The sequence below is a fragment of the Pseudomonas saudiphocaensis genome, from assembly GCF_000756775.1.
GTDB lineage: Bacteria > Pseudomonadota > Gammaproteobacteria > Pseudomonadales > Pseudomonadaceae > Stutzerimonas > Stutzerimonas saudiphocaensis.
In genome coordinates this window covers 1,866,255-1,889,284 of the sequence record NZ_CCSF01000001.1, presented here as the reverse complement: position 1 = coordinate 1,889,284, position 23,030 = coordinate 1,866,255, and the positions used below count along the sequence as shown (strand labels likewise).

At 62.9% G+C, this 23,030-nt stretch carries 24 protein-coding genes and 1 riboswitch; of the genes, 6 read left to right on the top strand and 18 right to left on the bottom strand.

Annotation, left to right across the window (positions count from 1 at the left end; genetic code table 11):
• The first annotated feature begins 319 nt into the window (after window positions 1-319).
• On the top strand, window positions 320-937 hold the full coding sequence (gene ribA, locus BN1079_RS08780) for a GTP cyclohydrolase II (protein ID WP_037023736.1): 618 nt from the start codon (window positions 320-322) through the stop codon (window positions 935-937).
• Window positions 934-1,338, top strand: a complete 405-nt coding sequence (locus BN1079_RS08775) for a hypothetical protein (protein ID WP_037023735.1) — start codon at window positions 934-936, stop codon at window positions 1,336-1,338. Before ribA ends, BN1079_RS08775 begins: the two co-directional genes overlap by 4 nt.
• A 4-nt stretch (window positions 1,339-1,342) precedes the next feature.
• Here BN1079_RS08775 and BN1079_RS08770 read toward each other — a convergent pair whose 3' ends face one another.
• The 14 genes from BN1079_RS08770 to BN1079_RS08710 all read right to left on the bottom strand — a co-directional run bounded on the left by BN1079_RS08770 (window position 1,343) and on the right by BN1079_RS08710 (window position 14,701).
• A complete protein-coding gene (locus tag BN1079_RS08770; RefSeq protein WP_231850772.1) occupies window positions 1,343-1,687 on the bottom strand; it encodes a hypothetical protein in 345 nt (114 codons plus the stop codon).
• Window positions 1,688-1,730: 43 nt separating this feature from the next.
• On the bottom strand, window positions 1,731-1,874 hold the full coding sequence (locus tag BN1079_RS17715) for a hypothetical protein (RefSeq protein WP_171819295.1): 144 nt from the start codon (window positions 1,872-1,874) through the stop codon (window positions 1,731-1,733).
• Window positions 1,875-1,878: 4 nt separating this feature from the next.
• On the bottom strand, window positions 1,879-2,607 hold the full coding sequence (locus BN1079_RS08765) for an ABC transporter ATP-binding protein (protein ID WP_037023731.1): 729 nt from the start codon (window positions 2,605-2,607) through the stop codon (window positions 1,879-1,881).
• Window positions 2,598-3,584, bottom strand: a complete 987-nt coding sequence (locus BN1079_RS08760) for a FecCD family ABC transporter permease (protein ID WP_037023730.1) — start codon at window positions 3,582-3,584, stop codon at window positions 2,598-2,600. The genes BN1079_RS08765 and BN1079_RS08760 overlap by 10 nt, the downstream gene beginning before the upstream one ends.
• Complete coding sequence (locus BN1079_RS08755) at window positions 3,572-4,342, bottom strand: ABC transporter substrate-binding protein (RefSeq protein ID WP_037023729.1); 771 nt, start codon at window positions 4,340-4,342, stop codon at window positions 3,572-3,574. Before BN1079_RS08755 ends, BN1079_RS08760 begins: the two co-directional genes overlap by 13 nt.
• A gap of 113 nt (window positions 4,343-4,455) precedes the next feature.
• Entirely contained in the window at window positions 4,456-6,402 is a 1,947-nt protein-coding gene (locus BN1079_RS08750; protein ID WP_037023728.1) for a TonB-dependent receptor, read from the bottom strand.
• 106 nt (window positions 6,403-6,508) lie between these two features.
• Window positions 6,509-6,723: riboswitch (cobalamin riboswitch) on the bottom strand.
• A gap of 338 nt (window positions 6,724-7,061) precedes the next feature.
• The gene (cobC, locus tag BN1079_RS08745; RefSeq protein WP_052114457.1) at window positions 7,062-7,580 is read right to left on the bottom strand and encodes an alpha-ribazole phosphatase family protein; all 519 of its coding nucleotides are present in this window, start codon (window positions 7,578-7,580) and stop codon (window positions 7,062-7,064) included.
• A complete protein-coding gene (locus tag BN1079_RS08740) occupies window positions 7,565-8,341 on the bottom strand; it encodes an adenosylcobinamide-GDP ribazoletransferase (protein ID WP_037023727.1) in 777 nt (258 codons plus the stop codon). Before BN1079_RS08740 ends, cobC begins: the two co-directional genes overlap by 16 nt.
• Window positions 8,338-9,393: a nicotinate-nucleotide--dimethylbenzimidazole phosphoribosyltransferase gene (gene cobT / locus BN1079_RS08735; protein ID WP_037023726.1), complete on the bottom strand. Its 1,056-nt coding sequence runs from the start codon at window positions 9,391-9,393 to the stop codon at window positions 8,338-8,340. Before cobT ends, BN1079_RS08740 begins: the two co-directional genes overlap by 4 nt.
• A gap of 124 nt (window positions 9,394-9,517) precedes the next feature.
• Entirely contained in the window at window positions 9,518-11,401 is a 1,884-nt protein-coding gene (dxs, locus tag BN1079_RS08730; protein ID WP_037023725.1) for a 1-deoxy-D-xylulose-5-phosphate synthase, read from the bottom strand.
• 123 nt (window positions 11,402-11,524) lie between these two features.
• A complete protein-coding gene (locus BN1079_RS08725; protein ID WP_037023724.1) occupies window positions 11,525-12,412 on the bottom strand; it encodes a polyprenyl synthetase family protein in 888 nt (295 codons plus the stop codon).
• Window positions 12,409-12,651, bottom strand: a complete 243-nt coding sequence (locus BN1079_RS08720; RefSeq protein WP_037023722.1) for an exodeoxyribonuclease VII small subunit — start codon at window positions 12,649-12,651, stop codon at window positions 12,409-12,411. Before BN1079_RS08720 ends, BN1079_RS08725 begins: the two co-directional genes overlap by 4 nt.
• A gap of 167 nt (window positions 12,652-12,818) precedes the next feature.
• Window positions 12,819-13,589: a sulfite exporter TauE/SafE family protein gene (locus tag BN1079_RS08715; protein ID WP_037023714.1), complete on the bottom strand. Its 771-nt coding sequence runs from the start codon at window positions 13,587-13,589 to the stop codon at window positions 12,819-12,821.
• A 125-nt stretch (window positions 13,590-13,714) separates the two neighbouring features.
• Window positions 13,715-14,701, bottom strand: a complete 987-nt coding sequence (locus BN1079_RS08710) for an SDR family oxidoreductase (RefSeq protein ID WP_037023712.1) — start codon at window positions 14,699-14,701, stop codon at window positions 13,715-13,717.
• A gap of 394 nt (window positions 14,702-15,095) precedes the next feature.
• Between BN1079_RS08710 and BN1079_RS08705 the strand changes: the two genes are divergently transcribed.
• The 3 genes from BN1079_RS08705 to arsH are packed head-to-tail and all read left to right on the top strand — an operon-like array spanning window position 15,096 to window position 17,588.
• Window positions 15,096-16,379, top strand: coding sequence for an arsenic transporter (locus BN1079_RS08705; RefSeq protein WP_037023711.1), 1,284 nt, complete (start codon window positions 15,096-15,098; stop codon window positions 16,377-16,379).
• A 24-nt stretch (window positions 16,380-16,403) separates the two neighbouring features.
• The gene (locus BN1079_RS08700; protein WP_037023710.1) at window positions 16,404-16,874 is read left to right on the top strand and encodes an arsenate reductase ArsC; all 471 of its coding nucleotides are present in this window, start codon (window positions 16,404-16,406) and stop codon (window positions 16,872-16,874) included.
• A 12-nt stretch (window positions 16,875-16,886) separates the two neighbouring features.
• Entirely contained in the window at window positions 16,887-17,588 is a 702-nt protein-coding gene (gene arsH / locus BN1079_RS08695) for an arsenical resistance protein ArsH (RefSeq protein ID WP_037023709.1), read from the top strand.
• Window positions 17,589-17,592: 4 nt separating this feature from the next.
• Here arsH and phrB read toward each other — a convergent pair whose 3' ends face one another.
• From phrB to BN1079_RS08680, 3 genes are read right to left on the bottom strand one after another with little or no spacing between them, the layout of a single operon-like run.
• On the bottom strand, window positions 17,593-19,035 hold the full coding sequence (gene phrB, locus BN1079_RS08690) for a deoxyribodipyrimidine photo-lyase (RefSeq protein WP_037023708.1): 1,443 nt from the start codon (window positions 19,033-19,035) through the stop codon (window positions 17,593-17,595).
• Window positions 19,036-19,045: 10 nt separating this feature from the next.
• A complete protein-coding gene (locus BN1079_RS08685; protein ID WP_037023707.1) occupies window positions 19,046-19,945 on the bottom strand; it encodes a MerR family transcriptional regulator in 900 nt (299 codons plus the stop codon).
• Entirely contained in the window at window positions 19,942-20,901 is a 960-nt protein-coding gene (locus tag BN1079_RS08680) for a YbgA family protein (protein ID WP_037023706.1), read from the bottom strand. Before BN1079_RS08680 ends, BN1079_RS08685 begins: the two co-directional genes overlap by 4 nt.
• Before the next feature lie 218 nt (window positions 20,902-21,119).
• Here BN1079_RS08680 and BN1079_RS08675 point away from each other — a divergent pair, with 218 nt between their 5' ends.
• On the top strand, window positions 21,120-21,971 hold the full coding sequence (locus BN1079_RS08675; RefSeq protein WP_081950822.1) for an EAL domain-containing protein: 852 nt from the start codon (window positions 21,120-21,122) through the stop codon (window positions 21,969-21,971).
• Here the strand turns inward: BN1079_RS08675 and BN1079_RS08670 are convergent.
• Complete coding sequence (locus tag BN1079_RS08670) at window positions 21,942-22,856, bottom strand: TIGR01777 family oxidoreductase (RefSeq protein WP_037023705.1); 915 nt, start codon at window positions 22,854-22,856, stop codon at window positions 21,942-21,944. The genes BN1079_RS08675 and BN1079_RS08670 overlap by 30 nt on opposite strands.
• Window positions 22,857-23,030: the final 174 nt, after the last annotated feature.

Sequence of the window (23,030 nt, the reverse complement as noted above, 5' to 3'; positions counted from 1 at the left end):
GCCCGTTCCCACATAAGGGGCAGTGACCCGCCCTGTAGGAGTGAGCCACGCTCGAACGGACCCGCACCTGAGCACAAGCCCTTCACGGGCATGGCCCGTTCCCACATAAGGGGCAGTGACCCGCCCTGTAGGAGCGAGCCACGCTCGCGAACGGACTCGCACCTGAGCACAAGCCCTTCACGGGCATGGCCCGTTCCCACAAATGTGCCCATACAACTTGTGGGTTGGACTTGAGGTGGATGAAAAGCGGCACCCTTCTGCGCCAGCTTTATGTGTGCTGCTGTTACAATGTCGCCTTTTCGCTTCTGGAGTTTCTCCGGTGTCTGTCGTGTTCGTCGCCGCTTCCCAATTGCCGACGCCGTTTGGCGTGTTCACCATGCATGGCTTTCTCGATCAGGAGACCGGCAAGGAGCATGTCGTTCTGACCATGGGCGACGTCGCTGACGGCCAGCCTGTGCTGGGCCGCCTGCATTCGGAATGTCTCACCGGCGATGCCCTGTTCAGCTTGCGCTGTGACTGCGGCTTCCAGCTGGAAGCGGCGTTGAAGGCCATTGCCGACGAGGGGCGTGGTGCGCTGCTGTATTTGCGTCAGGAAGGTCGTGGTATCGGCCTGCTGAACAAGATTCGCGCCTACGAACTGCAGGATCAGGGCGCCGATACTGTCGAAGCCAACGAGCGCCTGGGTTTCGCCCCGGACATGCGCGACTACGCGATCTGCCTGCCGATGCTAGACCATCTGGGCATATCCGAAATCAAGCTGATGACCAACAATCCGCGCAAGGTCAAGGCGCTGCAGGGTTTCGGCATCCGCATCGCCGAGCGCAAGCCGCTGCAGATCGCGCATAACCCACACAACCGTAAATACCTCGCCACCAAGGCCGGCAAGCTCGGTCATCTGCTAGGCGAAATTCACCAGGGCGAAGCTGAGCAATCATGACGCGTACGGAAGAAAGGACTCGACTGAACCGGCTCTGGTGGTTCTGGATGGCGCTCTGCCTGCTGCCCTGGGTCCTGCTGGGCCCCATCGACTTCAACCTCGGGTTGCCGCCCATCGCGATCTTTATCACCGGCCTGTTCGCCCTGTTCCCAAGCCTGAAGGCGTTCTCGTCATTCAAGCGCGCGCTCTTTGCCCTGCAGGAGCGCGACCCGGCCGGCGAGCGCGAACGCTGGGCCGCTTTGCAGCGGGCGCAGGTGATCGGCCTGTACTGGGCCGCGGTGCCGGCCTGGCTGGCGGCACTGGGCTCGCTGTCTGGGCTGGGCGGCGTGGCCTGCCTGCTGCTGGTGTTTGGCAGCCTGATGACCATCACGCTCTATCGCGTGCCGGGGCAGGTGCTGTAGATCGTCAGAGCTTGCCGTAGCTCTTGCTGACGAAGGGCACCTCGTCGATGTCCCGGCGCTGGTTGATCACCAGTGTCAGCACAAAGAAAAAGTTGACCATCATGTTGCATAAGCGCGGCAGGATCAAAGGCACTTCGATGCCTTCCTGATCCACCCGAACCATCGCGCGTATGGCCTTCTTCGCACAGGAGCGGGCGTGGTGAAGCTGCGGGACCGGCGCGCTTCCCCGCGGCAACACGAACCCTGTCAGACGCTCGCTTACTTCTTTCTGAAAGTGGCTCAACCGCGACTGCAGCCAGGCCAGATCAGTTTCCTCCACGGCCAGCCGCCCTCGAATCGACCCGTTCACATGAAAGGCCAATGGCTGCAGCTGTTCCAGATCGGCGCGCAGGTCATCCGAAGGGAGTCAGGTCGATGATCTCGCCGATATGGCCACATAGCTCATCGGTGAGCACTTCGAAATCGCAGAGCACCGAGGTTTCTTGGATAAAGGGATAGCAGACCTCGTCGCGGTTTTTGCTGAGTTTCAGCACCATATTTTCACCTCGGCTGGATGATCGGCGGCCAGACGCTGAAGTCCACGTGGACCTCGATGTTGAATACCTCGGCCAGATGTTCGGGTGTCAGCACCTGTTGCGGTGTGCCGGTACGGTAGAGGCGGCCCTGATGCATCAGGCACAGGCGATCGCAATAGCGCGCCGCCAGAGACAGGTCGTGAATCGACACCAGCACCGCGCGCCCCTCACCGGCGTATTGCCTGAGTAATTCGAGAATATGCCGCTGGTAATAGAGGTCCAGGCTGGCCACCGGCTCGTCGGCAATCAGCACCCTGGGCTCGCCGGCCAGTACGCGGGCCAGCCAGACACGGCTCTGCTCACCACCGGAAAGCTGGTCGATACGTCGCTCGCGCCATTGCCAGACGCCCGCCTGGTGCATGGCGTGGTGAATCTTGTCGGCATCTTCATCACCCCAGGGCAGGCGGCCGAGGGTGACGATGTTCTCCACGTTCAAGGCCCAGGCGCTCTGGCTCGATTGCGGCAGCAACGCCACTTGGCGCGCGCGCTGGTTGGCACTCATGTGCCGCTCGGGTTTACCTGCGATGTTCAGTTGGCCGCGATGCGGTTGTATGCCGGCCAGGCAGTTGAGCAGGGTGGACTTACCCGAGCCGTTGGGGCCGATGATGCCCAGCACTTCGCCAGCATTCAGGTTCAGGTCAATGCCCTGTAAGCGCTCGTCCACGCCCAGACCGGTGGCACGCATCAGCTCCATTTTTGCCGCTCCCGCCAGACCAGCCAGATAAATAGCGGTGCGCCAATCAGCGAAGTCAGCACCCCCAGCTTGAGTTCGCGGCCCGGCGGCATCAGCCTTACCAGCAGGTCCGCACAAAGCACCAGCGTCGCTCCCGCCAACATCGAGGGGATCAGCAGACGATCCGGGCGGTGGCGGACCAAGGGGCGAATCAGATGCGGCACGATCAGCCCGACAAAACCGATGGCCCCGGCCACCGCCACGGCGGAACCGACCAATATCGCCGCACCAAGGACGATCAGCCGGCTGCCGCGCCTGACATTCAGCCCCAGGCTCTGCGCGGCCTGCTCGCCAAGGCTCAGCCCGTATAGCAGCGGGCGCTGGCGCAGAATCAGAAAGCTGCCGATCAGCAGTGCCGGCAGCAATATGTGCAGGTGATCCAGGCCGCGCTCGGAGACCGAGCCTAGCAGCCAGAACACCAGCTCCTGCATGGCGAAAGGGTTGGGCGCGAAGTTCAGCACCATGGCCAGTGCCGCGCCGCTGACAGTGGAAATGGCCAATCCTGCCATGATCACCATCGAAGGCCGCGAGGAGCCAGCCAGGCCCAGCATCAGGATCAGCGCAATGCCGGCTCCGAGCAGGCCAGCCAGTGCAGGTGCCATTTCGCCGGCAAACGACAAAAGACCGAAGTAGAACACTGCCGCTGCGCCAAGCGCCGCGCCTTGGCTGGCGCCAATCAGGCCGGGATCGGCCAGCGGATTGCGTAGCAACCCTTGTAGCGCCGCGCCGGAAAGCCCTAGTGCTGCACCGACGCAGATCGCCAGGAGGGTGCGCGGCAGGCGGATATCCCCGACGACGATGGCCTCCAGCGTATCCGCGCCGCGCAGCCAATCGAACAGGCCGCCGATGGCATTGACCGAGGCCGAACCCAGGCTCAGTGAGAGCAGGGCGGCGAGCAGCAACAGGCCGCTGAGCAACGGCGTGATCAGTCGAGCCATTGATGCAATTGTCCTATCAGTTCCCAGGTCCACGGCCCCGGACATTGCCAGCGCCAGAACTCGCTGGCGAGCCAGCGTTCGGCGGGTACGGCCTTGGCCAGCGCCGGGTGTTCGGCAAATTGATTGGCCAGCGCCTGATCACCAGGCGCGGCCCATAGAATCGCATCTGGCGGATCGCTGACCAGCCGCTCCAGATCAAGACGCTGGTAGCCGGGGGCGGTCAGGTAGTTGGTCCAACCGGAATATTCGAGAATTTCACTCTCCAGGGTTTCCCGCCCAGTGCCGATGGCATTGGCGCCGAGCAGCAGCAGGCGCTGGGTCTTGGCAGGGCGGGCCGGGGCGGGCGGAACCGTACTGGCGAGCGTCTGCGGCAGGTGCAGGGTGCGCAAGAACTGTCTTTCGTACTCAACCACCTGCTGCAGGGTGTTCGGCAGCGGCAGCGCCTCCACGCGCAAGCCCAGGCTTTGCAAACGCTGGCGCAGTTGCTGCGCCGAGAACTGGCCGGTGAGCACCAGGTCGGGCTGCAACGCAAAAATATGCTCCAGGTTGCCGTCGTGCAGTGGCCAGCCGGGCGCTATCCAATGGACCGGATAGCGATGCTGTAACTGCGAAAGGCCCACGACCTTTTCCCGATCCGCGTGATAAGCGATCAGCCAATCGGTACACAAGTCGAGGGAAAGGATGCGCTGCGGGGTGGCGGAAGCCATCCATGGCAGCAGAAGCAGGGCTAGCAGGAAACAAGCGGGACGGTGGCGCATGAGGAGGGGATTCGTTATGTGTCAGCGTGCTGACAGAAAGGCGATCATCAAGGCGCCCGATTCAGCTTCTTCTACCTGGCGCTGCCATATTCGGCAGCGCCAGGCAGAGGCTATCAGAAGCGGTAGCCAACGCTCAGCTGGATCTCTTCTTCGGGAGCTGAGAAACGGCTTTGCGCACCCGATACCCAGTTGGCGTAGGAGGCGAAGCTTTCGTAGCGTTTTCCCGTCAGGTTATTCACCCGCAGTTTGGCGTTGAATTGCTGGTATGTGTAAGTCAGGGCTGCGTTGAATAGGGTGTAGCCACCAGTTCGAGGTAGAGCGTGACCTTCGTCGCTGGACAGATACCGGGCACCGGTATAAACGGCTTCGAGCCGACCGTTCAAGCTTGGAATGATCAGATAGTCTAAATGAGCGCTGGCGCTGTGGCGGGCGACCCAGGGTACTTCGTTGCCCTTGAAGCTGCCATCGCGGTACTCAGAGTCGGTGAAACTGTACTGGCCGCCAATGCCCAGGCGAGCGTTCAGCTGGCGTTGCCCTTCCAGCAACAGTCCGTCGCGACGGGTCTTGTCCTTGTTGCTGTTGGCTCCTAGACCGCCATAGGGGCCGGTCGCCAAGGCGTCGTACATGATCTCGTCTTTGAGGTCGAGTCGATAGACGCTGGCTCGGTAGCGCTGTTGCGAATCCGCCCATTCAAGTCCGCCTTCCCAAGATTCACCCGTTTGCGGTTCAAGGAAGTCGACGCCATTGGCGGTCCAGCCGTTTTCCTCGACATTTGCCCAGCGCAGTACATCCTCGCGTTTGATGAAAGCTTTAAGGTGGTCGTTGGCCTGCCAGTTCAGCCCGATGCTGGTGCTACTCTCGCGATCAGTCTGGTGTTTGCTGACTATGGCCTCACGGTCTTCCACTTCGCTGGCGCGGTAGCCCAAGGTCAGGTTTAGGCCGTGCCCCAAGGGCTGGCTGATCTGACCGTACCAGTCGCGCTGGGTCTGGCGGGCGTCGACCATAGTGGCGCTGCTCTGGTAATCGCTGGTGATATGGTCATGGCCTAGCAGCAATTCAGTCTGGCCGAGGTCAGTGTGCCAGTGTCCAGTCAAGCGAGGGCTGAAGCTCTCGGTACGCAGATCTTGGACGAAAGGTGAGGGGCCGTAACCGTAGTCGAATGAGCCGACACCATCTTGGTCACTGTGGCTGTAGTCGAAACTAGCTGTCCAGTTGTCCGACAAGCTCTGTTCCAGTGCGATGCGATGTACCTGAGTCTTGCTGTCGTTATAGCCGCTGGAGTTGCCCGTGATGCTGCCTTTGCGATCCTGCCGTTGCTGTCCGGCAGTGATATAGCCAGGGTAGAGCAACTCGTCGTCTACCGTCTGGTATTCGTAGAGTACATGGCCGGTGTCGTGATCGTAGCGCAGGCGGGTGAACGCATTGCTGTAGTTGGCATTGTTATGGTCCCGGTAGCCATCGCTGTTGCGCGTCTCACCGCTGGCGTAGAGCGAGAAACCCGCAGCCAGGGGTTGGAAGATGTGGCCGCGATAGGCCTCCAGGTCATGGCTACCGCGGCTGGCCTCAATATAGGCCTCGCGCTTGGCGGGTGTCCGGGTGACGATATTGATCACGCCGCCCACGGCCTGATCGCCGTAAAGCACAGTACCGGCGCCGCGAATGATCTCGATGCGCTCGATATTTGCCAGCGGAACACTATTGAGGTCAGGGCCCGCCAGTGCGGGCACGTTGAGGCGACGACCGTCCACCAGGACCAGGGTGTTGTTGACCGCATTCTCGCCAAAGCCGCGCAGGCTGATGGCGGCGCGGTTGCCGTCGCCCATTGTGTCGCGGATCTGCAGGCCGGCTTGGCTGCGGAGAACGTCGAGCAGATTGCTGGCGGCGCTTCGCTCGATCTGCTCGCGATCGATTACCGCGACGCTGGCGGGGGTTGGCGCTTTCAAGTTGGTCGCGCGGGTGATCACCATGGGCGGCAGCTGAGCGCTGGACTTGGTTTCATCGGCAGCAAATGCCAAACCGGGCGCAAGCGCGATAGCCAAGGCAATTCGGGACAGTTTCATCGGTAGAGAATCCTCAAAAGATCAATGCACTTTTGAGGAGGGCAGGAACAAGCGGGAAACCGGAAAATGCAGGTGGCCGCGCTTGACGGTGCTGCCCTCCGCAACACCAGTCGAATCCGCTCAGGCCGGTCTCCGGGCTCTCGACTCGCATCACGCTCGCCTTCCCATGTCGAAACACAGTGGCGGTTGAGCGGACGGCGATCACGGGGGATCGCGGTCGATTACCGTTGCGGGGGCAGCGCCGGGATTGTTCGATTGAACGCACCGGCTTCCCGTTTAATGCGCGCCTTGCGGCGGCACACCTGAATGGAAAACGCGCGCACCATAGCCGGCGGTGCGCCGGATGGCAATGATCAAGGTTAAGAATGGCCGGTGGCGGCTGTGTGCACGATGCCGCTTTTCGGGTGATGCCATCGAAGCTTTCGCGGTGTTGCTATTCACGGGCATGGCCCGTTCCCACTCAAAAGCAAGCGGGCTGCTACACCTCGTGGGAGCGGGCCATGCCCGCGAAGCTTTTGTGTGGGCGGCGGGAAAAGCTCGCGAATGAATTCGCTCCTACAGGTTGGTGCTCCGGCCGTAGGGTCGAATTTATTCGACCGTTGGCGTGCTAGCGGCCGAATGAATTCGGCCCTACAGGATCGTGCGCAGGCTTCGATCTTTCACAGGCGTAGCAGCTCTCCGTAGCCGACTGGCCGGCGAAACGCTGTTTCCAGCGGTTCATTCAGGAGTAGATGATGTATCGCGCGGATCGGGCCGGAGTGGCTGATCAATAGCGCGTCACCCGTTCCGATCTCAGCGAGGAAGTCCCGCAGGCGTGCAAGCAGCTGCGACAGGGACTCACCCGCGGGCGGCGCGGCCGATTGCCAGTTATCGCCCCAATGGCGGGCTTCAGGGGAATCCAGCTCCTGCCAGGTACGGCCTTCCCAAGCGCCGAAGTTCAGCTCCATTAGCCGCGCATCGGTGCGGTAGGGCGCCTTCAGCGCATCGGCCAACTGACGGCAGCGCAGGCTGGGGCTGCTCCATACCGGCGGCAGACCGTTGGGAAACTGCGCCGAAAGCGTTAGCTGCACGGCTTGTGCTTCTTCGGCAAAGCTGTCCGCCAGCGGCACATCCAGCTGGCCATAGCACAGGCCTGGCGCGCAGCCGACGCGGGTATGGCGGATCAGATAAAGCGACACAGCGCCAATACGCCCAGCAGGAATGTCAGTTCGCTGAGCTGCTGCAGCGCGCCGAGACAGTCCCCGGTAAAGCCGCCGATCCATTTGCGCAGCCAGCGGGCAAACCAGAAGCGCAGCGCGATCAGCGGCAGCAGTGCCAGCCAGAACAGCCCTGGTATCTCGACCCAGATAAAGGGCAGCAGCGCCAGGGTGGCTGCGATCAGCAAGCCCATTGGCGACATCTGCACTGCCAAGGGCTTGGCCTTGCCTTCGGGGCGTGCGTAGGCTTCGGTGAGCATCATGCTGGCGGCGTTGAGGCGGCTCACTGCGTGGGCCAGGATCATTATCGGAATGATCAGCGCGGTGGGCAGCGCGTTCAGCAGCAGGAACTTGCCCGCCAGGGTGCCGATCAGCGCGGTGGCACCGTAAGTGCCCAGACGCGAGTCCTGCATGATGGTGAGGATGCGCTCGCGATCCCAGCCGCCGCCCATGCCGTCCATGCAGTCGGCCAGGCCGTCTTCGTGGAAGCAACCGGTCAGCAGCAGGCTGAACACCATGCTCAGCAGAATCGCTACCGGCTCGGGCCAGAGCAAGGAAGCGCACCAGTAGACCAGCGCGCAGAGCGTGCCGATCAGAGTGCCGATCAGCGGGAAATAGATTGCCGCCTGGTTGAGCTCGTCTTCCGAGTAGGGCACTCGGGCGGGAATCGGGATGCGGGTAAAGAACTGCAACGAAAGCAGGAAACGGTCGCTCTCGCGGCGCCAGGTGGTGCGCTCGTTCATGGCGTGGCCTCACTGCTCACGCCCGCTTCCTCGAACGATGCCATCTCGTTGAGGAAGCCGCAGGCCGCCTGCAGCAAGGGGAAGGCCAGCACCGCACCGCTGCCTTCACCGAGGCGCAGATCCAGTTGCAGCAGCGGTTTCGCCTGCAGATGCTCGAGCAGCAGGGGATGGCCGCCCTCCTGGGAACGGTGGCCGAAAACCGCATAGTCGCGTACCGCCGGCTCGATGTGCATGGCCGCCAGTAGCGCCGCGCTGGCGATAAAGCCGTCGACGATGATCAGCGCACCTTTCTCTGCAGCGCCGAGCATGGCGCCGGCCATCATCACCACTTCGAAGCCGCCGACCTCGGCGAGGATGTCGAGCACTGTATGAGGACCGGAGCCGACGCGCGCCGCGACGGCTTCGAGCGTGGCGATCTTGCGTGCCAGCCCCGGGTCATCCAGGCCAGTGCCGCGGCCGGTGCAGGCGGCAATCGGCAGCCCGGCAAGGAAATGGGCCAGAAGCGTGGCGCTGGAGGTGTTGCCGATACCCATCTCGCCAAAGGCCAGCACATTGCTGCCTTTATCCGCATCCTCATGGGCGATGCGGCGCCCGATTTCCAGGCCCTGCACGGCCTGAGCCTTACTCATCGCCGCCATCTCCAACGCATTGGCGGTGCCGTAGCCGAGCTTTTCGTGGCGTAGGGGTAGATCGCTCGGGAAGTCGCTGTTGACGCCAGCATCCACTACCTGCAGCTCGAAGCCGCGCTGGCGGGCAAAGATATTGGTGGCTGCGCCACCGGCGACGAAATTGAGCACCATCTGCGGCGTGACTTCCGCCGGATAGGCGCTGACTCCGGCGCGTGCCAGGCCGTGATCGGCAGCAAAGATGGTCAGGCTGGGGCGCTGCAGGCTGGGGGTCAGGCTCTGCTGGACCAGGCCGATTTGCAGCGCCAGGGCTTCCAGCTGCCCGAGTGCGCCCAGTGGTTTGGTCTTGCGATCGATCTTGTGGCGTAGGGCGTGAGCCAGCGCGGGGTCAGGGCGATGAATGATGAAGTTGGGCAGAGATGACATGAGGGTTCGTACCGGTGTGCGGCTTGCAGGCCGGGCCGCAATAATCAGAAGGTGCGCCGAGGCCGAATGAACTCGGCCCTACAGGTTGGCAGGCACGGTGGAAAAGCCTTTGGCGTTTGCCACCTTATGCCAGGCGGGCGCGTACCGCTGCTTCAATTCCCGCGGCATCCAGGCCGCACTCGGCGAGCATTTCGGCGGGTTTGGCGTGCTCGACGTAGATATCCGGCAGGCCCAGCTGCAGCAGTGGCTTGACGATGGCCTCACCCGCGAGGAATTCCGCCACCGCACTGCCCGCACCACCCATGATGCTGTTTTCCTCGATGGTCACCAGCAGCTCGTGGGAGTCGGCCAACTGGCGAACCAGCGCCTCGTCCAGCGGCTTGACGAAGCGCATGTCGACGACGGTCGCATCCAGGGTTTCGCCCACTTGCAGCGCCTCGGGCAACTGCACGCCGAATACCAGCAGGGCGACCTTCGAGCCTTGACGGCGGATCACGCCCTTGCCGATCTCCAGCGGTTCAAGGCCGGGCTCCAGCGCAGCGTTGGGGCCGGTACCGCGCGGATAACGCACGGCCGCCGGACCTTCGAACAGGTAGCCGGTGGTCAGCATGCGGCGCATCTCGTTCTCGTCGCTGGGGGTCATGATCAACATGCCCGGAATGCAGCGCAGGTACGACAGATCGAAACTGCCCGCGTGGGTCGGGCCGTCTTCGCCCACCAGACCGGCGCGGTCGATGGCGAACAGCACGTCGAGGTTCTGCACCGCGACATCATGGATCAGCTGGTCGTAGGCGCGCTGCAGGAAGGTCGAATAGATCGCTACCACCGGCTTTGCGCCTTCACAGGCCATGCCCGCAGCGAGGGTGACGGCGTGCTGCTCGGCGATGGCGACGTCGAAGTAGCGCTCCGGGAAGCGCTCGCTGAAGGCCACCAGATCCGAGCCTTCCTTCATCGCCGGGGTGATGCCCAGCAGGCGTGGGTCGGCGGCGGCCATGTCGCACAGCCACTGGCCGAAGATATTGGAATAGCGCGGGCCGGACGGCGCTTTTGGCGTTGGCGGGGCGTCCACGGGGTCAAGCTTGTTGATCGCATGCCAGGTGATGGGGTCGATTTCTGCAGGGGCGAAACCCTTGCCCTTCTTGGTCACCACATGCAGGAACTGCGGCCCGGAAAGGTCACGCATGTTGCGCAGCGTGGCGATCAGAGTCGGCAGGTCGTGGCCGTCGATGGGGCCGATATAGTTCCAGCCCAGCTCTTCGAACAGGGTACCGGGCACCAGCATGCCCTTGGCGTACTCCTCGGTGCGACGGGCGATTTCCCAGGCACCGGGCAGGCGCGACAGCACCTTCTTGCTGCCTTCTCGCATGCTGGTGTACGTGCGGCTGGAAAGAATCTTGGCCAGGTAGTTGGACATGCCGCCGACGTTGCGCGAGATCGACATGTCGTTGTCGTTGAGCACCACCAGCATGTCGGCCCCAACTTCCGGGGCGTGATTGAGCGCCTCGAAGGCCATGCCGGCGGTCAACGCACCATCACCGATCACGGCGATGGACTTGCGCTTCTGGCCCTGCATGCGGGCGGCGATGGCCATGCCCAGTGCCGCGCTGATGGAAGTGCTGGAATGGCCGACGCCAAAGGTGTCGTATTCACTTTCGCTGCGGCGCGGAAAGGCGGCAAGGCCGTTCTTCTGGCGCAAACTGGCCATCTGTTCGCGACGCCCGGTGAGGATCTTGTGCGGATAGGCCTGATGGCCAACATCCCAGACCAGACGGTCGTCCGGCGTATCGAAAACGTAATGCAGCGCGATGGTCAGCTCGATGACGCCGAGGCCCGCGCCGAAGTGCCCGCCGGTCTGGCCGACGCTGTAGAGCAGTTCAAGGCGCAGCTCGTTGGCGAGCTCTTCGAGTTCCGCCTCGCCCAGACGCCGCAGCTGCGCAGGCGTGGCGGCGCGGTCAAGGAGGGGCGTTTGCGGGCGAAGCCGAGGAATCTCATGGAACGTCTTGAGCATCTGGCGCATCGTTTTGGCTGAAAAAAGAGCCGCAGTTTACCCGATGGGCACTGCGATAAGAACCGCGGCGCCTGAGGGCCACTGGGCGGTGCCGTTCAGGCGAGATCTGGTGTCCATAAATGATCAGCTGCGGCGCTCGACTATAAAGCGGGCCAGCTCGCGCAGCGGTCCGGCAGTGGCGCCAAAAGGCTGCAGTGCCTGCAGGGCAATGTCGCGCAATTCCACTGCGTAGGCTTTTGCCGCCTCCATGCCCAGCAAGGCCGGATAGGTGGGCTTGTCGCGGGCGATATCGGCCCCCTGATGCTTGCCGAGCGTGGCGGTGTCGCTTTCCACGTCGAGGATGTCGTCCTGCACCTGGAAGGCCAGGCCGATGGCCTCGGCGTACTGCTGCAGCGCGGCCAGACTGGCCTCGTCGGCGCGGCCGCTGGACAGGGCGCCGAGACGGACGGAGGCTACGATCAGGGCGCCGGTCTTGTGCCGATGCATCAGTTCCAGCGCCTGACGATCAAGCTTGACCGCCACAGAGCCAAGGTCGATGGCCTGCCCGCCAACCATTCCGGCAGGGCCGGCGGCACGCGCCAGGCTGCTGAACATCTCCAGGCGCAGCGCCGGATCGGCCGGGTTGTGCGCCGGTGCGGCCAGGGCTTCGAAGGCAAGACTCTGCAGGCCATCGCCGGCAAGAATCGCGCAGGCTTCGTCGAATGCCTTGTGGGTAGTCGGCTGGCCGCGACGCAGATCGTCGTCATCCATCGCCGGAAGGTCGTCATGCACCAGGGAGTAGGCATGGATCAGCTCTACCGCACAGGCGGCGCCATCGGCCTGCGTTGCGTCGCCTTCGAGCGCTTCGCAGGCGGCGTAGACCAGCAGCGGGCGCACTCGCTTGCCGCCATTCATCACGCTGTAGCGCATGGCCTGGTAGAGGCGTTCGAGCTGTGGCAGCGGGGGAGTAAAAAGGGCGTTCAGGCGGGTGTCGACACGCTGCTGGCAGCGCTGCTGGTAGGTTTCGATCATGCTTGCGGAGCCACTTCGAAGGGTTCTTCCTGCAACTTGCCGTCGCGCTCCAGCAAAATCTGCACCTTCTGCTCGGCCTGGCTGAGTGCAGCCTGGCAGTCACGAGTCAGGCCGATGCCCTGCTCGAAACAGGTCAGCGAATCTTCCAGCGACAGCTCGCCGCTTTCCAGTCGTTCGACCAGCTGTTGCAGCTCGGCGAGGGATTGTTCGAAATCGAGGGCAACTTTCTTGCGGGCCATGGCGGAACCTGTTCATTGGGGCTGCTTTAAAACGGTCGCGACACTAGCAGAGCTGGGCGGAAAAAGCAGCCGTAAGGGGGCGTTTGCCCACTTGGCAGCAGGCGACTTCCTTTGACGATTAGGAACGCGAGAAAGTGCCCGGCGGCAGCGGGACCGCCGGGGCTGCATCACTGCATGTAGGTCGTCCAGAAGTAATAGAGGGTCATGCTTGCGCCGACCAGGATCACGAATAGCCGCAGCCAGCTGGCCGGCAGTTTCTGACTCAGCGCGCCGCCGGCGTAACCGCCCAAGGTCGTGCCAACCAGCAGAATCGCCAGCTCGTACCAGCTCACCCGGCCGGCAACGATAAAGGTGGCTGTGGCGACGCTGTAAATCACCGCGGAGATAAGGTTCTTCAGCGCGTTGGCACGCACCAGCGCATGGCCTTCGATAGAAAACGCCGCCAGCTGCAGGATGCCCATCCCTGCGCCGAAGTAGCCGCCATAGATGGAGACCAGGCCGTGTGCAGCCAGGGATAGCGGCCCGTGAGGCGGTACTTCACTGGCTTCCTTGCGCCGTGATGCCAGCCAGCGGCTGAGCAGCGGGCTGGCGGCGAACAAGGCGGTGGCCAGCAACAATAGCCAGGGAATCAGCAGGCTGAAGACATCGTCGCCACTGACCAGCAGCAGGATGCCGCCCAGCAGACCGCCAGCCAGACCGGCCAACAGTAAGGGCACCAGATAACGACCCAACGGGCGCAGGCTGGTGCGTGCAGCCCAGGCACCGGCAAGGCTAGCCGGCCAGAGCGCGACGGCGTTGGTGGCGTTGGCCGTCACCGGCGGCAGGCCGATGGCGAGCAGCGCCGGGAACGAAAAGAAGGTGCCACCACCGGCAAGGGCGTTCATTCCGCCGGCGGCAAAACCGGCGACGATCAGCAACAACATATCGAACACAGACATCGTTAAGGCTCGGCGACAAAAAGGCGCAGGGTAGCCCTGCCGCTCCGCTTGGCCAAGGGAGTTGCGGCCTTGTACGACTTTCGCCGGGTACTGCAGGACGAAACGTGCGGTCAGAACGGACCGATTCAGGCCATGGCGATCACCACGGCCAACGCGACCGCGAGCGTCAGTCCCAGCGCCAGCTTGCCTACCGTCTCCGAGGCTAGGCTGGGCGCTTTGTCCAAAGCCTCGTCGTCGAAGCGGCCATGAAGACGATGCAGGCCGGCGACTGGCTGAAACAGATTGTCTGGCTGTGCGGCAGCCAGCGGTTCCTCAGTCATCTGGCCGTCCCAGGCCTGTTTGGCCATCATTCGATCGAGCAGACCGGGCATGAGCATTGTGCCGATGATGGCCTGCAGCGAGGCGCGCCCGACCCAGAGCTCGCGCGGTGCTTCGCGGGCCGCACGGAGGATTGCCTGTGCGGCGACCTCCGGCTTGTGAATGGGCGGCACGGGTTGCGCTCTTCGAGACATCTTGTTGCGCGACCAATCGAACTGCGGCGTGTTGTGGGCCGGCAGTTGAACCATCGTCAGCCGCACGCCGCTCTTGTCATGGATAAGCTCGCAGCGCAGGGAATCAGTAAAACCGCGTATGGCGAATTTCGCCGCGCAATAGGCCGACTGCAGCGGGATCGCCCGGTAGGACAGTGCCGAGCCAACCTGCACGATGGTGCCGCGGTTGCGCGGTTGCATATGGCGCAGCGCTGCCAGCGTGCCATGGACAACGCCCAGATAGGTCACTTCCGTGACGCGCTTGAACTCCGCCGCACTGGTCAGGCGAACCGGGCCGAATACCGTGGCCATCGCCGAATTTACCCAGATATCGATCGGCCCCAGTTCGGCCTCGATCCGCTCGGCAGCGCGATCCATCGCTTCGGCATCCGCCACATCCAGTGCGATTGCCAGCACCTGCGCGCCGCTGGCTTCCAGCTCGGCCTGGGCCTCCTCCAGCCCCTGTAGCCCGCGGGCAATCAACGCAACCTGATAGCCCGCCTGTGCCAGCGCTAGCGCCGTGGCCCGCCCGACACCGGCGCTGGCTCCGCATACCACAGCGACTCGTGCGTTATCGGTCATGCCTGGCTCCTCTGGATTCGGGGCCGCATACCTGCCGGCCGTTACCTGCTGCAGTTGACCGGGCAGAGGCTTGCCGAGTTGCGTGCACAAGACGAAGCGCTTTGCGGCTGGGGCGGGACGAAACCTGTGCTCGTGAGCCGTGGAGTGCTCTGGATAAGAGTGACCAGGTCCGGCCGGTATCTTGCCCGTATCGGTTCGCTTTCTCGCTTGCCGTCAGGGCAATGGTCTACTATCGGCTCGGCTCCGACTGTCCGCCTGAATAAACGATTCTCTACCTGCGATTCTGAAGGGCCCGCGCGACTTGCTGGCGGCCAACCGGTCTCGTCTGCAGAATATGCGTGGGCCCGTTCGGGCCTCTTTCTCGTGCTGCTGACCCTCTTTTAAAGAGCTTGAAATGCTGATTGCCGCTGCTGTTTTTCTGCTTACTCTCATCCTGGTCATCTGGCAGCCGAAGGGGCTGGGTGTTGGCTGGTCCGCCAGTATTGGCGCGGTAATCGCCCTGGCAGTCGGTGCGGTTTCCTTGCAGGACATCCCTACCGTCTGGGCGATTGTCTGGAATGCCACCGCGACCTTTATCGCCATCATCATCATCAGCCTGCTGCTGGATGAGGCGGGCTTCTTCGAATGGGCCGCGTTGCATGTGGCGCGTTGGGCAGGTGGTAGCGGAAAACGCCTGTTTGCCTTCTGCGTCTTGCTGGGGGCCGCTGTCTCGGCACTGTTCGCCAACGATGGCGCGGCGCTGATCCTCACGCCCATCGTGATTTCGATGCTGGTGGCGCTGCGCTTTTCGGCGGCGACAACCCTGGCCTTCGTGATGGCTGCCGGGTTCATTGCCGATACCGCGAGCCTGCCGCTGGTGGTATCGAACCTGGTGAACATCGTTTCGGCTGATTACTTCGGCCTGAGCTTTTCCGAGTACGCCTCGGTGATGCTGCCGGTCAACCTGGTCAGCATCGCGGCCACACTGGTGGTGCTGTACCTGTTCTTCCGCCGCGACATCCCCGCGCATTATTCACCAGCGGACTTGAAAGCGCCGGCCACCGCAATCCGTGATAAACGCACGTTTGTCGTCGGTTGGTGGATGCTGCTGGCGCTTCTGGTGGGCCTGTTCGCCCTGGAGCCTCTGGGCATTCCCATTAGCGCAGTGGCAGCGGTGTGCGCGGCTATCCTGTTCGCGGTGGCCGCCAAGGGTCATGTGATTTCCACCCGCCGGGTCTTGCGTGAGGCACCGTGGCAGATCGTGGTCTTTTCGCTGGGCATGTATCTGGTGGTGTACGGCCTGAGGAACGCCGGCCTGACCGATGGGCTGACTCTGGCGCTCAACTGGCTTGCCGGATACGGGGTGTGGGCTTCCGCGCTGGGTACGGGATTGCTGGCCGCAGCGCTGTCTTCGGTCATGAACAATCTGCCCAGTGTGCTGATCGGCGCGTTATCAATCGATGCCAGCGAAGCCAGTGGCGTAGCTCGTCAGGCCATGATTTACGCAAACGTGATCGGCTGCGACCTTGGTCCGAAAATCACCCCCATCGGCAGCCTTGCTACGCTGCTCTGGCTGCATGTGCTGGCTCGCAAGAGCATCCGCATCACCTGGGGCTACTACTTCAAGGTCGGCATCGTGCTGACGCTGCCGGTCCTGCTGGCCACCCTCTCGGCGCTGGCTTTGTGGCTTACTTTCTGAATGCCATTGCGGCAGGGGCACAGCATGCGGGTTCTTTTTATTTGTACGGCCAATAGCTGCCGAAGCATCCTTTCTGAAGCAATGTTCAACCATCTGGCCCCGGAAGGTTTTGCCGCGATCAGTGCTGGTAGTTTTCCCAAAGGCCAGGTGCACCCGCGCAGCCTCTCCACGCTGGAACAGGCCGGTATCTCCATAGAGGGACTGAGCAGCAAGGGCAACGATGCCTTTTCCGATAATCCTCCTGACATCGTGATTACCGTTTGCGACAAGGCCGCGGGCGAAGCCTGTCCGGTGTACTTCGGCCCGACGCTCAAAGCGCACTGGGGGCTGGAAGATCCTTCTGATGTGGTTGGCGACGAAGCCAAGGCGCAGTCCGCTTTCCACGCCACGTTGGCGCAGATAGAGCAACGTTGTCGGGCGTTCCTCGCCTTGCCGTTTGGCGAGCTGACCCGTGACGAACTCCAACGCGAACTGGACCGTATCGGCAACATTTGAGTAGAGAAAATTATGTCCCACAATCTTCCCAACCTTGATTCTGAGCTGCTCGGTGCAACGGATGCCGAGGCTCAAGCCAGCGCCCACAAACCACGCATCCTGCTGCTCTACGGCTCAACCCGAGCGACGTCCTACAGCCGCTTGCTGGTGGAGGAGGCCGCTCGGCTGCTGGAGCACTTCGGTGCCGAGACGCGGATATTCAACCCGTCCGGTTTGCCGCTGCCTGACGATGTGCCCATTGAGCACCCCAAGGTGCAGGAGCTGCGTGACCTGATGCAGTGGTCGGAAGGGCAGGTCTGGTGTTCTCCGGAACGCCATGGCGCCATGTCGGCCGTGTTCAAGGCGCAGATCGACTGGGTTCCGCTGGCGCTCGGCGCGGTTCGCCCGACCCAGGGCAAGACCTTGGCCGTGATGCAGGTCTGCGGAGGCTCGCAGTCCTTCAACGTGGTCAATCAGCTGCGGGTGCTGGGGCGCTGGATGCGTATGTTCACCATCCCCAACCAGTCGTCGGTGCCCAAGGCGTACATGGAGTTCGACGACGAGGGCCGGATGAAGCCTTCGCCGTATTACGACCGCGTCGTCGACGTCATGGAGGAGCTGATCAAATTCACGCTGCTGCTCCGCGACCGTAAGGATTTTCTGGTGGATCGCTATTCCGAACGCAAGGAAAGTGCCGAACAGCTGTCGGCGCGGGTTAATCAGCGTTCGATCTAGTCGTTCAAGCGTCGGTGGATTGGCTCTGGGCAGGCAGGTTTTTGAAGGCGCTCAGCGCTCGCTGCCGGCTGGCGGCGAGGTCGACCAGCGGCGGTGGATAATCGGCCGGGGCGAATAGCCCGCTGGTAGTGCCCGGCGCGTGAATCTGCCGGTCGTCCAGGTGCGCCAGCTCCGGCAGCCATCGGCGAATGAAGCGGCCTTGAGGGTCGAAGCGTTGCGACTGGCTTACCGGGTTGAACAGGCGGAACCAGGGCACCGCATCGGTGCCAGTGGAGGCGCTCCATTGCCAGCCGCCATTGTTTGCGGCGAGATCACCGTCTATCAGGTGGCGCATAAAGAATCGCTCGCCCTCGCGCCAGTCGATCAGCAGGTTCTTGGTCAGGAACATCGCCACCACCATGCGCAGGCGGTTGTGCATCCAGCCGGTGGCCAGCAGCTGGCGCATGGCGGCGTCGATCAGGGGAAAGCCGGTGCGGCCCTGCTGCCAGGCGGCCAGCTCGTCCGGAGCGTGGCGCCAGGGCAAGGCTTCGGTGTGTTGGCGGAAGGCGCGGTGGCGTGAAACCTGCGGGTAGCCGACCAGAATGTGGCTGTAGAACTCGCGCCAGAGCAGTTCGTTGATCCAGGCGACGGCGCCATTGCTACCGGTTTCGAACTCGCCATAGTTGCTGCTCAGCGCCGCATGCAGACATTGCCGGGGCGAAAGCACGCCGGCCGCGAGATACGCAGAGAGCCGGCTGGTGCCGGGCTTGGCCGGCAGGTCGCGCTGCCTGTCGTAGGTGTCCAGGTGCTCGTCGGCAAAGTCCTGCAGGCGTTCCAGCGCCGCTGCTTCGCCCGCCGGCCACAGGGTTTGCAGGCTTTTTTCAGGCGTGGCGAAGCCGGGCACCTGCTGCGGAATCGGGTCGCTGTCGATGGCAAGCGCCGCTTGCGCCCGGGGCAAGCCAAGGGTGCCGGGCAGCGCGCTGTGCAGGCGCTGATAGCAGACCTTGCGAAACTGGCTGAACACCTGAAAGTAGCCGCCCGAACGGGTGAGAATGCTGCCAGGCTTGAACAGCAGGCGATCCATGTGGCTGTAAAAGCCGACGCCCAAAGTTTCCAGCTGCTGAGCTACCTGCCGGTCGCGGCGGGCTTCGTTGAGGCCGTATTCCTCATTGACCTGCACGCTGCCGATCTCCCGCTCGCGGCAGAGGCCGGCCAGCACCGCCGGTGCGTCATGCCAATGTTCGGCGTGGCGGATCAGTAGCGGCACGTTCAGTTGCCGCAGTTCGGCCTGCAGCTCGCGCAGGTTGCGCAGCCAGAAGTCGACCTTGCATGGCGCGTCGTCATGGGCCAGCCACTGTCCGGGGCTGAGCAGAAAAACCGCCAGGGTCGGGCCTGCCTGCAGGGCCGCGTGCAGGGCAGTGTTGTCGCGAACGCGCAGGTCGGTTCGAAACCAGATCAGTTGGCGCATGCGGCGCTCCTTAGCGGTGATCAAGCAGATCGAGGCAATGCAGGCGCTGCATTGCGGCGAGCGGGTCTTCGGCCAGATGCAGGTCAGGCAGATCGACCAGCTCCGCATGGTGAATGCTCACGGCATGACCGCACAGCAGCTGTGGACAGTCGACCGCGTTGAACAGTTGCTGCAGATACCCCGTCGCCAGCATTTGATTGGTGTACAGCAGTACGGCGCAAGGTCCGATCCGGCGTATGGCCTGTGACAGCTCGGTCGCCGGCATTGACCAGTCGAGAACGCGCACGGGCCGGCCCCGGTTGCTTGCCAGCCAGGCACACAGCCAGAGGCCTGGCTCCATTACCTGGTCCGACAGGTTGAGCATCAGCAGCGGCGGGCCGTCGAGCAAGCGGTTGCCGTGGTAGACCCGGGCGCCGAGCTTGCTCCGCAGCCAGGACAGGAAGAACACCTGTTCAGCGCGGGTGCCGGGCTGGCTGTTCCAGCGTAGGCGCAGCTGTTCCAGAATCGGCCACAACAGGTGTTGGCACAGCGTTTCCGAAGGGTAGTGGGCTTGCGCCTGATTAAAGCAGCCGTCCAGCGCCCGCTCATCGAGCTGCTCGATATGGCTCAGCCACTGCTGCCGCTGTCCGTCCCACTGGCTGTAGTCTTGCACCAGTGTGTGCTGCGGGTCTTGCAGCAGCCGCTTGACCTGGCTGATAGCCGCGCCTTGCCCCAGTCGCACAAGTACCTGAAGAATCCGTGCGATGTGTTCGTCTGAGTACAGACGGTGGCCCTTGGCAGTGCGTTGCGGCTGGAGCAATCCGTAGCGCCGCTCCCAGGCACGCAGCGTGGCGGGGCTGACCCCCGTCAGGTGTGCTATTTCGCGGATAGAAAGCAGGCCGGCGGGTTGTTGTGAACCTGGCGCCGTCATAGCGCGTTGCGCAGACTGAGGTTTTCAGGGTGCGGCTGCAGATAGGCCTGGCGCTCGATATAGGCATGCGGATGGCGGCGGAAGTGATGCTTGAGCAGGGTCATGGGCACCACCAGCGGAACGATGCCGAGGCGATACTGTTCGATTACCTGCTGCAGTTCCTGCTTCTCCGCTGCGCTCAGTGAGCGTTTCAGATAGCCCGAGATGTGCTGCAGCACATTGCAGTGGCTGCCACGGCTGGCCGGTTGCTTGAGAGCCGCCATCAGCTGGCTGAAGTAGCGCGGTGCGAATTCATCCAGCGGTGTGTCGCCGATGCGCGCTACGGCGCGCCCAAGCAACTGGTATTGCACCCGGCTGGTGGCCATCAGCTGATACTTGTAATGCTCATGGAAACTCACCAGCGCCTTGCGCGTCATCCCGGCCTGCAGCAGGCGCTGCCATTGGGCATAGGCGAAGATGCGGGTAATGAAGTTCTCGCGCAGCACCGGGTCGTTCAGGCGGCCATCCTCCTCCACCGGTAGGTCCGGGCGTGCGCGCATCAGTGCTGCAGCAAACAGCCCGCGGCCGCCGCCGTCAACGGGGTGGCCGTTGTCCTGATAGACCTTGACCCGCTCCATGCCGCAGGAGGGCGACTTCTGCATCAGGATGTAGCCGCTGATGTCGTGCAGCTGCTTGGCGGCGTTACGGCCATAAGCGCTGAGCGGATCGGTCACATCCAGCTCCGGCGTCACCGTGCCCACTGCGCGCGGACTTTGCGGATCACCCACCAGGCGGATCGGTTCCCGCGGAACGCCCAGGCCGATGGCCTGCTCTGGGCAAAGGGGCACGAATTCGAAATGACGCGCCAGCACCTCGAGACACAGCTGCGATGCCTTGTGCCCGCCGTTGTAACGCACGGGCTGGCCCAGCAGACAGGCGCTGATGCCGATCTTGATGGGATCTGTGGTGGCGGACATGAAACCTCGGGAAACTTATACGTGTTGGTTGGCTTGTACAGGTATATTCAGGATATAAATTATCTTGTACAAGTCAATGGTTGTGTATAGATTTCTGTCGGGTCGACAGAGCGGAGCAGTAAAGCTGATGCCGGCTCTTCTATTGGACAGAGCATTGGTGACAGCTGCTCGGTGTCGCCCAGCCTGAACAGGAATTCTTTTTGAATGGATGCACGAGCATGAATAAACATCTTCCGATTCCCTCCTGCGTCCATTGCAGAGAGGGTAACGCGCTGGACTTTGATTTCAGCATTGCCTTCCAGCCGATCGTCGATCTGCGCAATCAGAGCTTGTTTGCCTATGAGGCACTGGTGCGCGGCATAGACGGCAGCGGCGCGGCCAGCGTGCTGGGGCGGGTCAACGAGCAGAACCGCTATGCGTTCGATCAGGCCTGCCGGGTAAAGGCGGTGGAGTGGGCGGCCCGCCTGCAGATGCCCTGCCTGCTGAGCATCAACTTCCTGCCCAATGCGGTGTATCAGGCGGCTACGTGCATTCGGGCCACATTGCAGGCGGCCCGGCGCTTTAACTTCCCCACTGACCGGATCATTTTCGAAATCACCGAAAGTGAGCAGCTGGTGGAAAAGGAGCACCTCAAGGGCATCATTGACGAATATCAGAGACAGCGCTTCAAGACTGCAATCGACGATTTTGGCGCCGGCTATTCGGGGCTCAACTTATTGGCCGAGTTCCAGCCGGACATCATCAAGCTGGACATGGCACTGGTGCGCGGCATCGATACCGATCCGGTGCGTCAGGCCATTGTTCAGGGCATCCTCGGTGTCTGCCGCGTGCTGAACATCGAAGTGATCGCCGAGGGTGTCGAAACGCTGGGCGAGCTGCGGCTGTTGGAGGGCCTTGGAATCTATCTGTTCCAGGGCTACCTGTTCGCTCGTCCAGCGTTCGAGGCGTTGCCGCAGGTGGACTGGCCGGCCTCTAGCGAGGCCGACTCGGCATTGGTTGAGCCACTGTCGGGATTGCCAGCATTGCTGGCAAGTAGGCGCTCAGCGCTCGGCGTGGTTGCCGTCCAATAGATCGGCCAGCGCCGCCGGTAACTCGGAGAAACGAAACCTGAATCCTTCGGCTGACAAGCGTTCGGGGAGCACGTGCTGGCCGCCCAGCAGCAGCCCGGACAGCTCACCAAAACCGACACGCAATAGCGGCGCCGGCAGTGGCAGCAGTGCCGGCCGGTGCAGCGCTTGTGCCAGATTGCGAGTGAACTCGGCATTGCGCACCGGCTGCGGAGCGCAGGCGTTATAGGGGCCGTTGGCGGTGGGGTGGTGCAGAAGAAAGTCGATCAGCGCGACCTGATCTTGCAGATGAATCCAGGGCATCCACTGTCGGCCATCGCCAATGCGACCGCCCAGGCCCAGTCGAAACGGCGGCAACAGTCGGGTGAGGAAGCCGCCATCGCGGGCCAGTACCAGCCCGGTCCGAATCAGTATTACGCGGATGCCCAGCTCCTGGGCTCGTTGCGCGCTTTCTTCCCAGGCGATGCAGAGCTGACTGGCGAAATCGCTTGAGGCCGGAGGATCGTCCTCCCGCAGTTGGCGCTCGCCGGCGTCGCCATACCAGCCGACAGCCGAGCCGGAGATCATGAGTTGCGGACGCCGGGTCAGCCCGGCCAGCCAGTCGACCAGGCGCTCTGTCAGGTTGATGCGGCTCTCCCATAGCAAAGCCTTGCGTGCCCGGGTCCAGTGGCGCTCGGCAATGGGCGCTCCGGCCAGGTTGATCACCGCGTGCAGCTCGATATCACCCAGCTCTTCCAGCCGAGCCACGCCGCGCACGGCGGCACCGCACAGCTGCGGTACCTGCTCCGGTCGACGGCTCCAGACCAGCAATTCATGCCCCTGCTCAAGCCAGTGACGGCAGAGGGCCCGGCCAATGAGCCCGGTCCCGCCGGTCAGTAGAATTCGCATAGATCCTCCTTGCAGTGCTGTCCCGCCCGCGCTGATTTATCCATGGGCTGGCCACTACGTTATCCGAGGCTAGCCCAAGGCAAGTGAAGCCTATTTCCTCTGGAGGTGCCCGAAGGGTAATCACGGTAGGGCTGCGAATAGCAGTGTGCCGGGTGCGCTGGCCATATCCGTAGC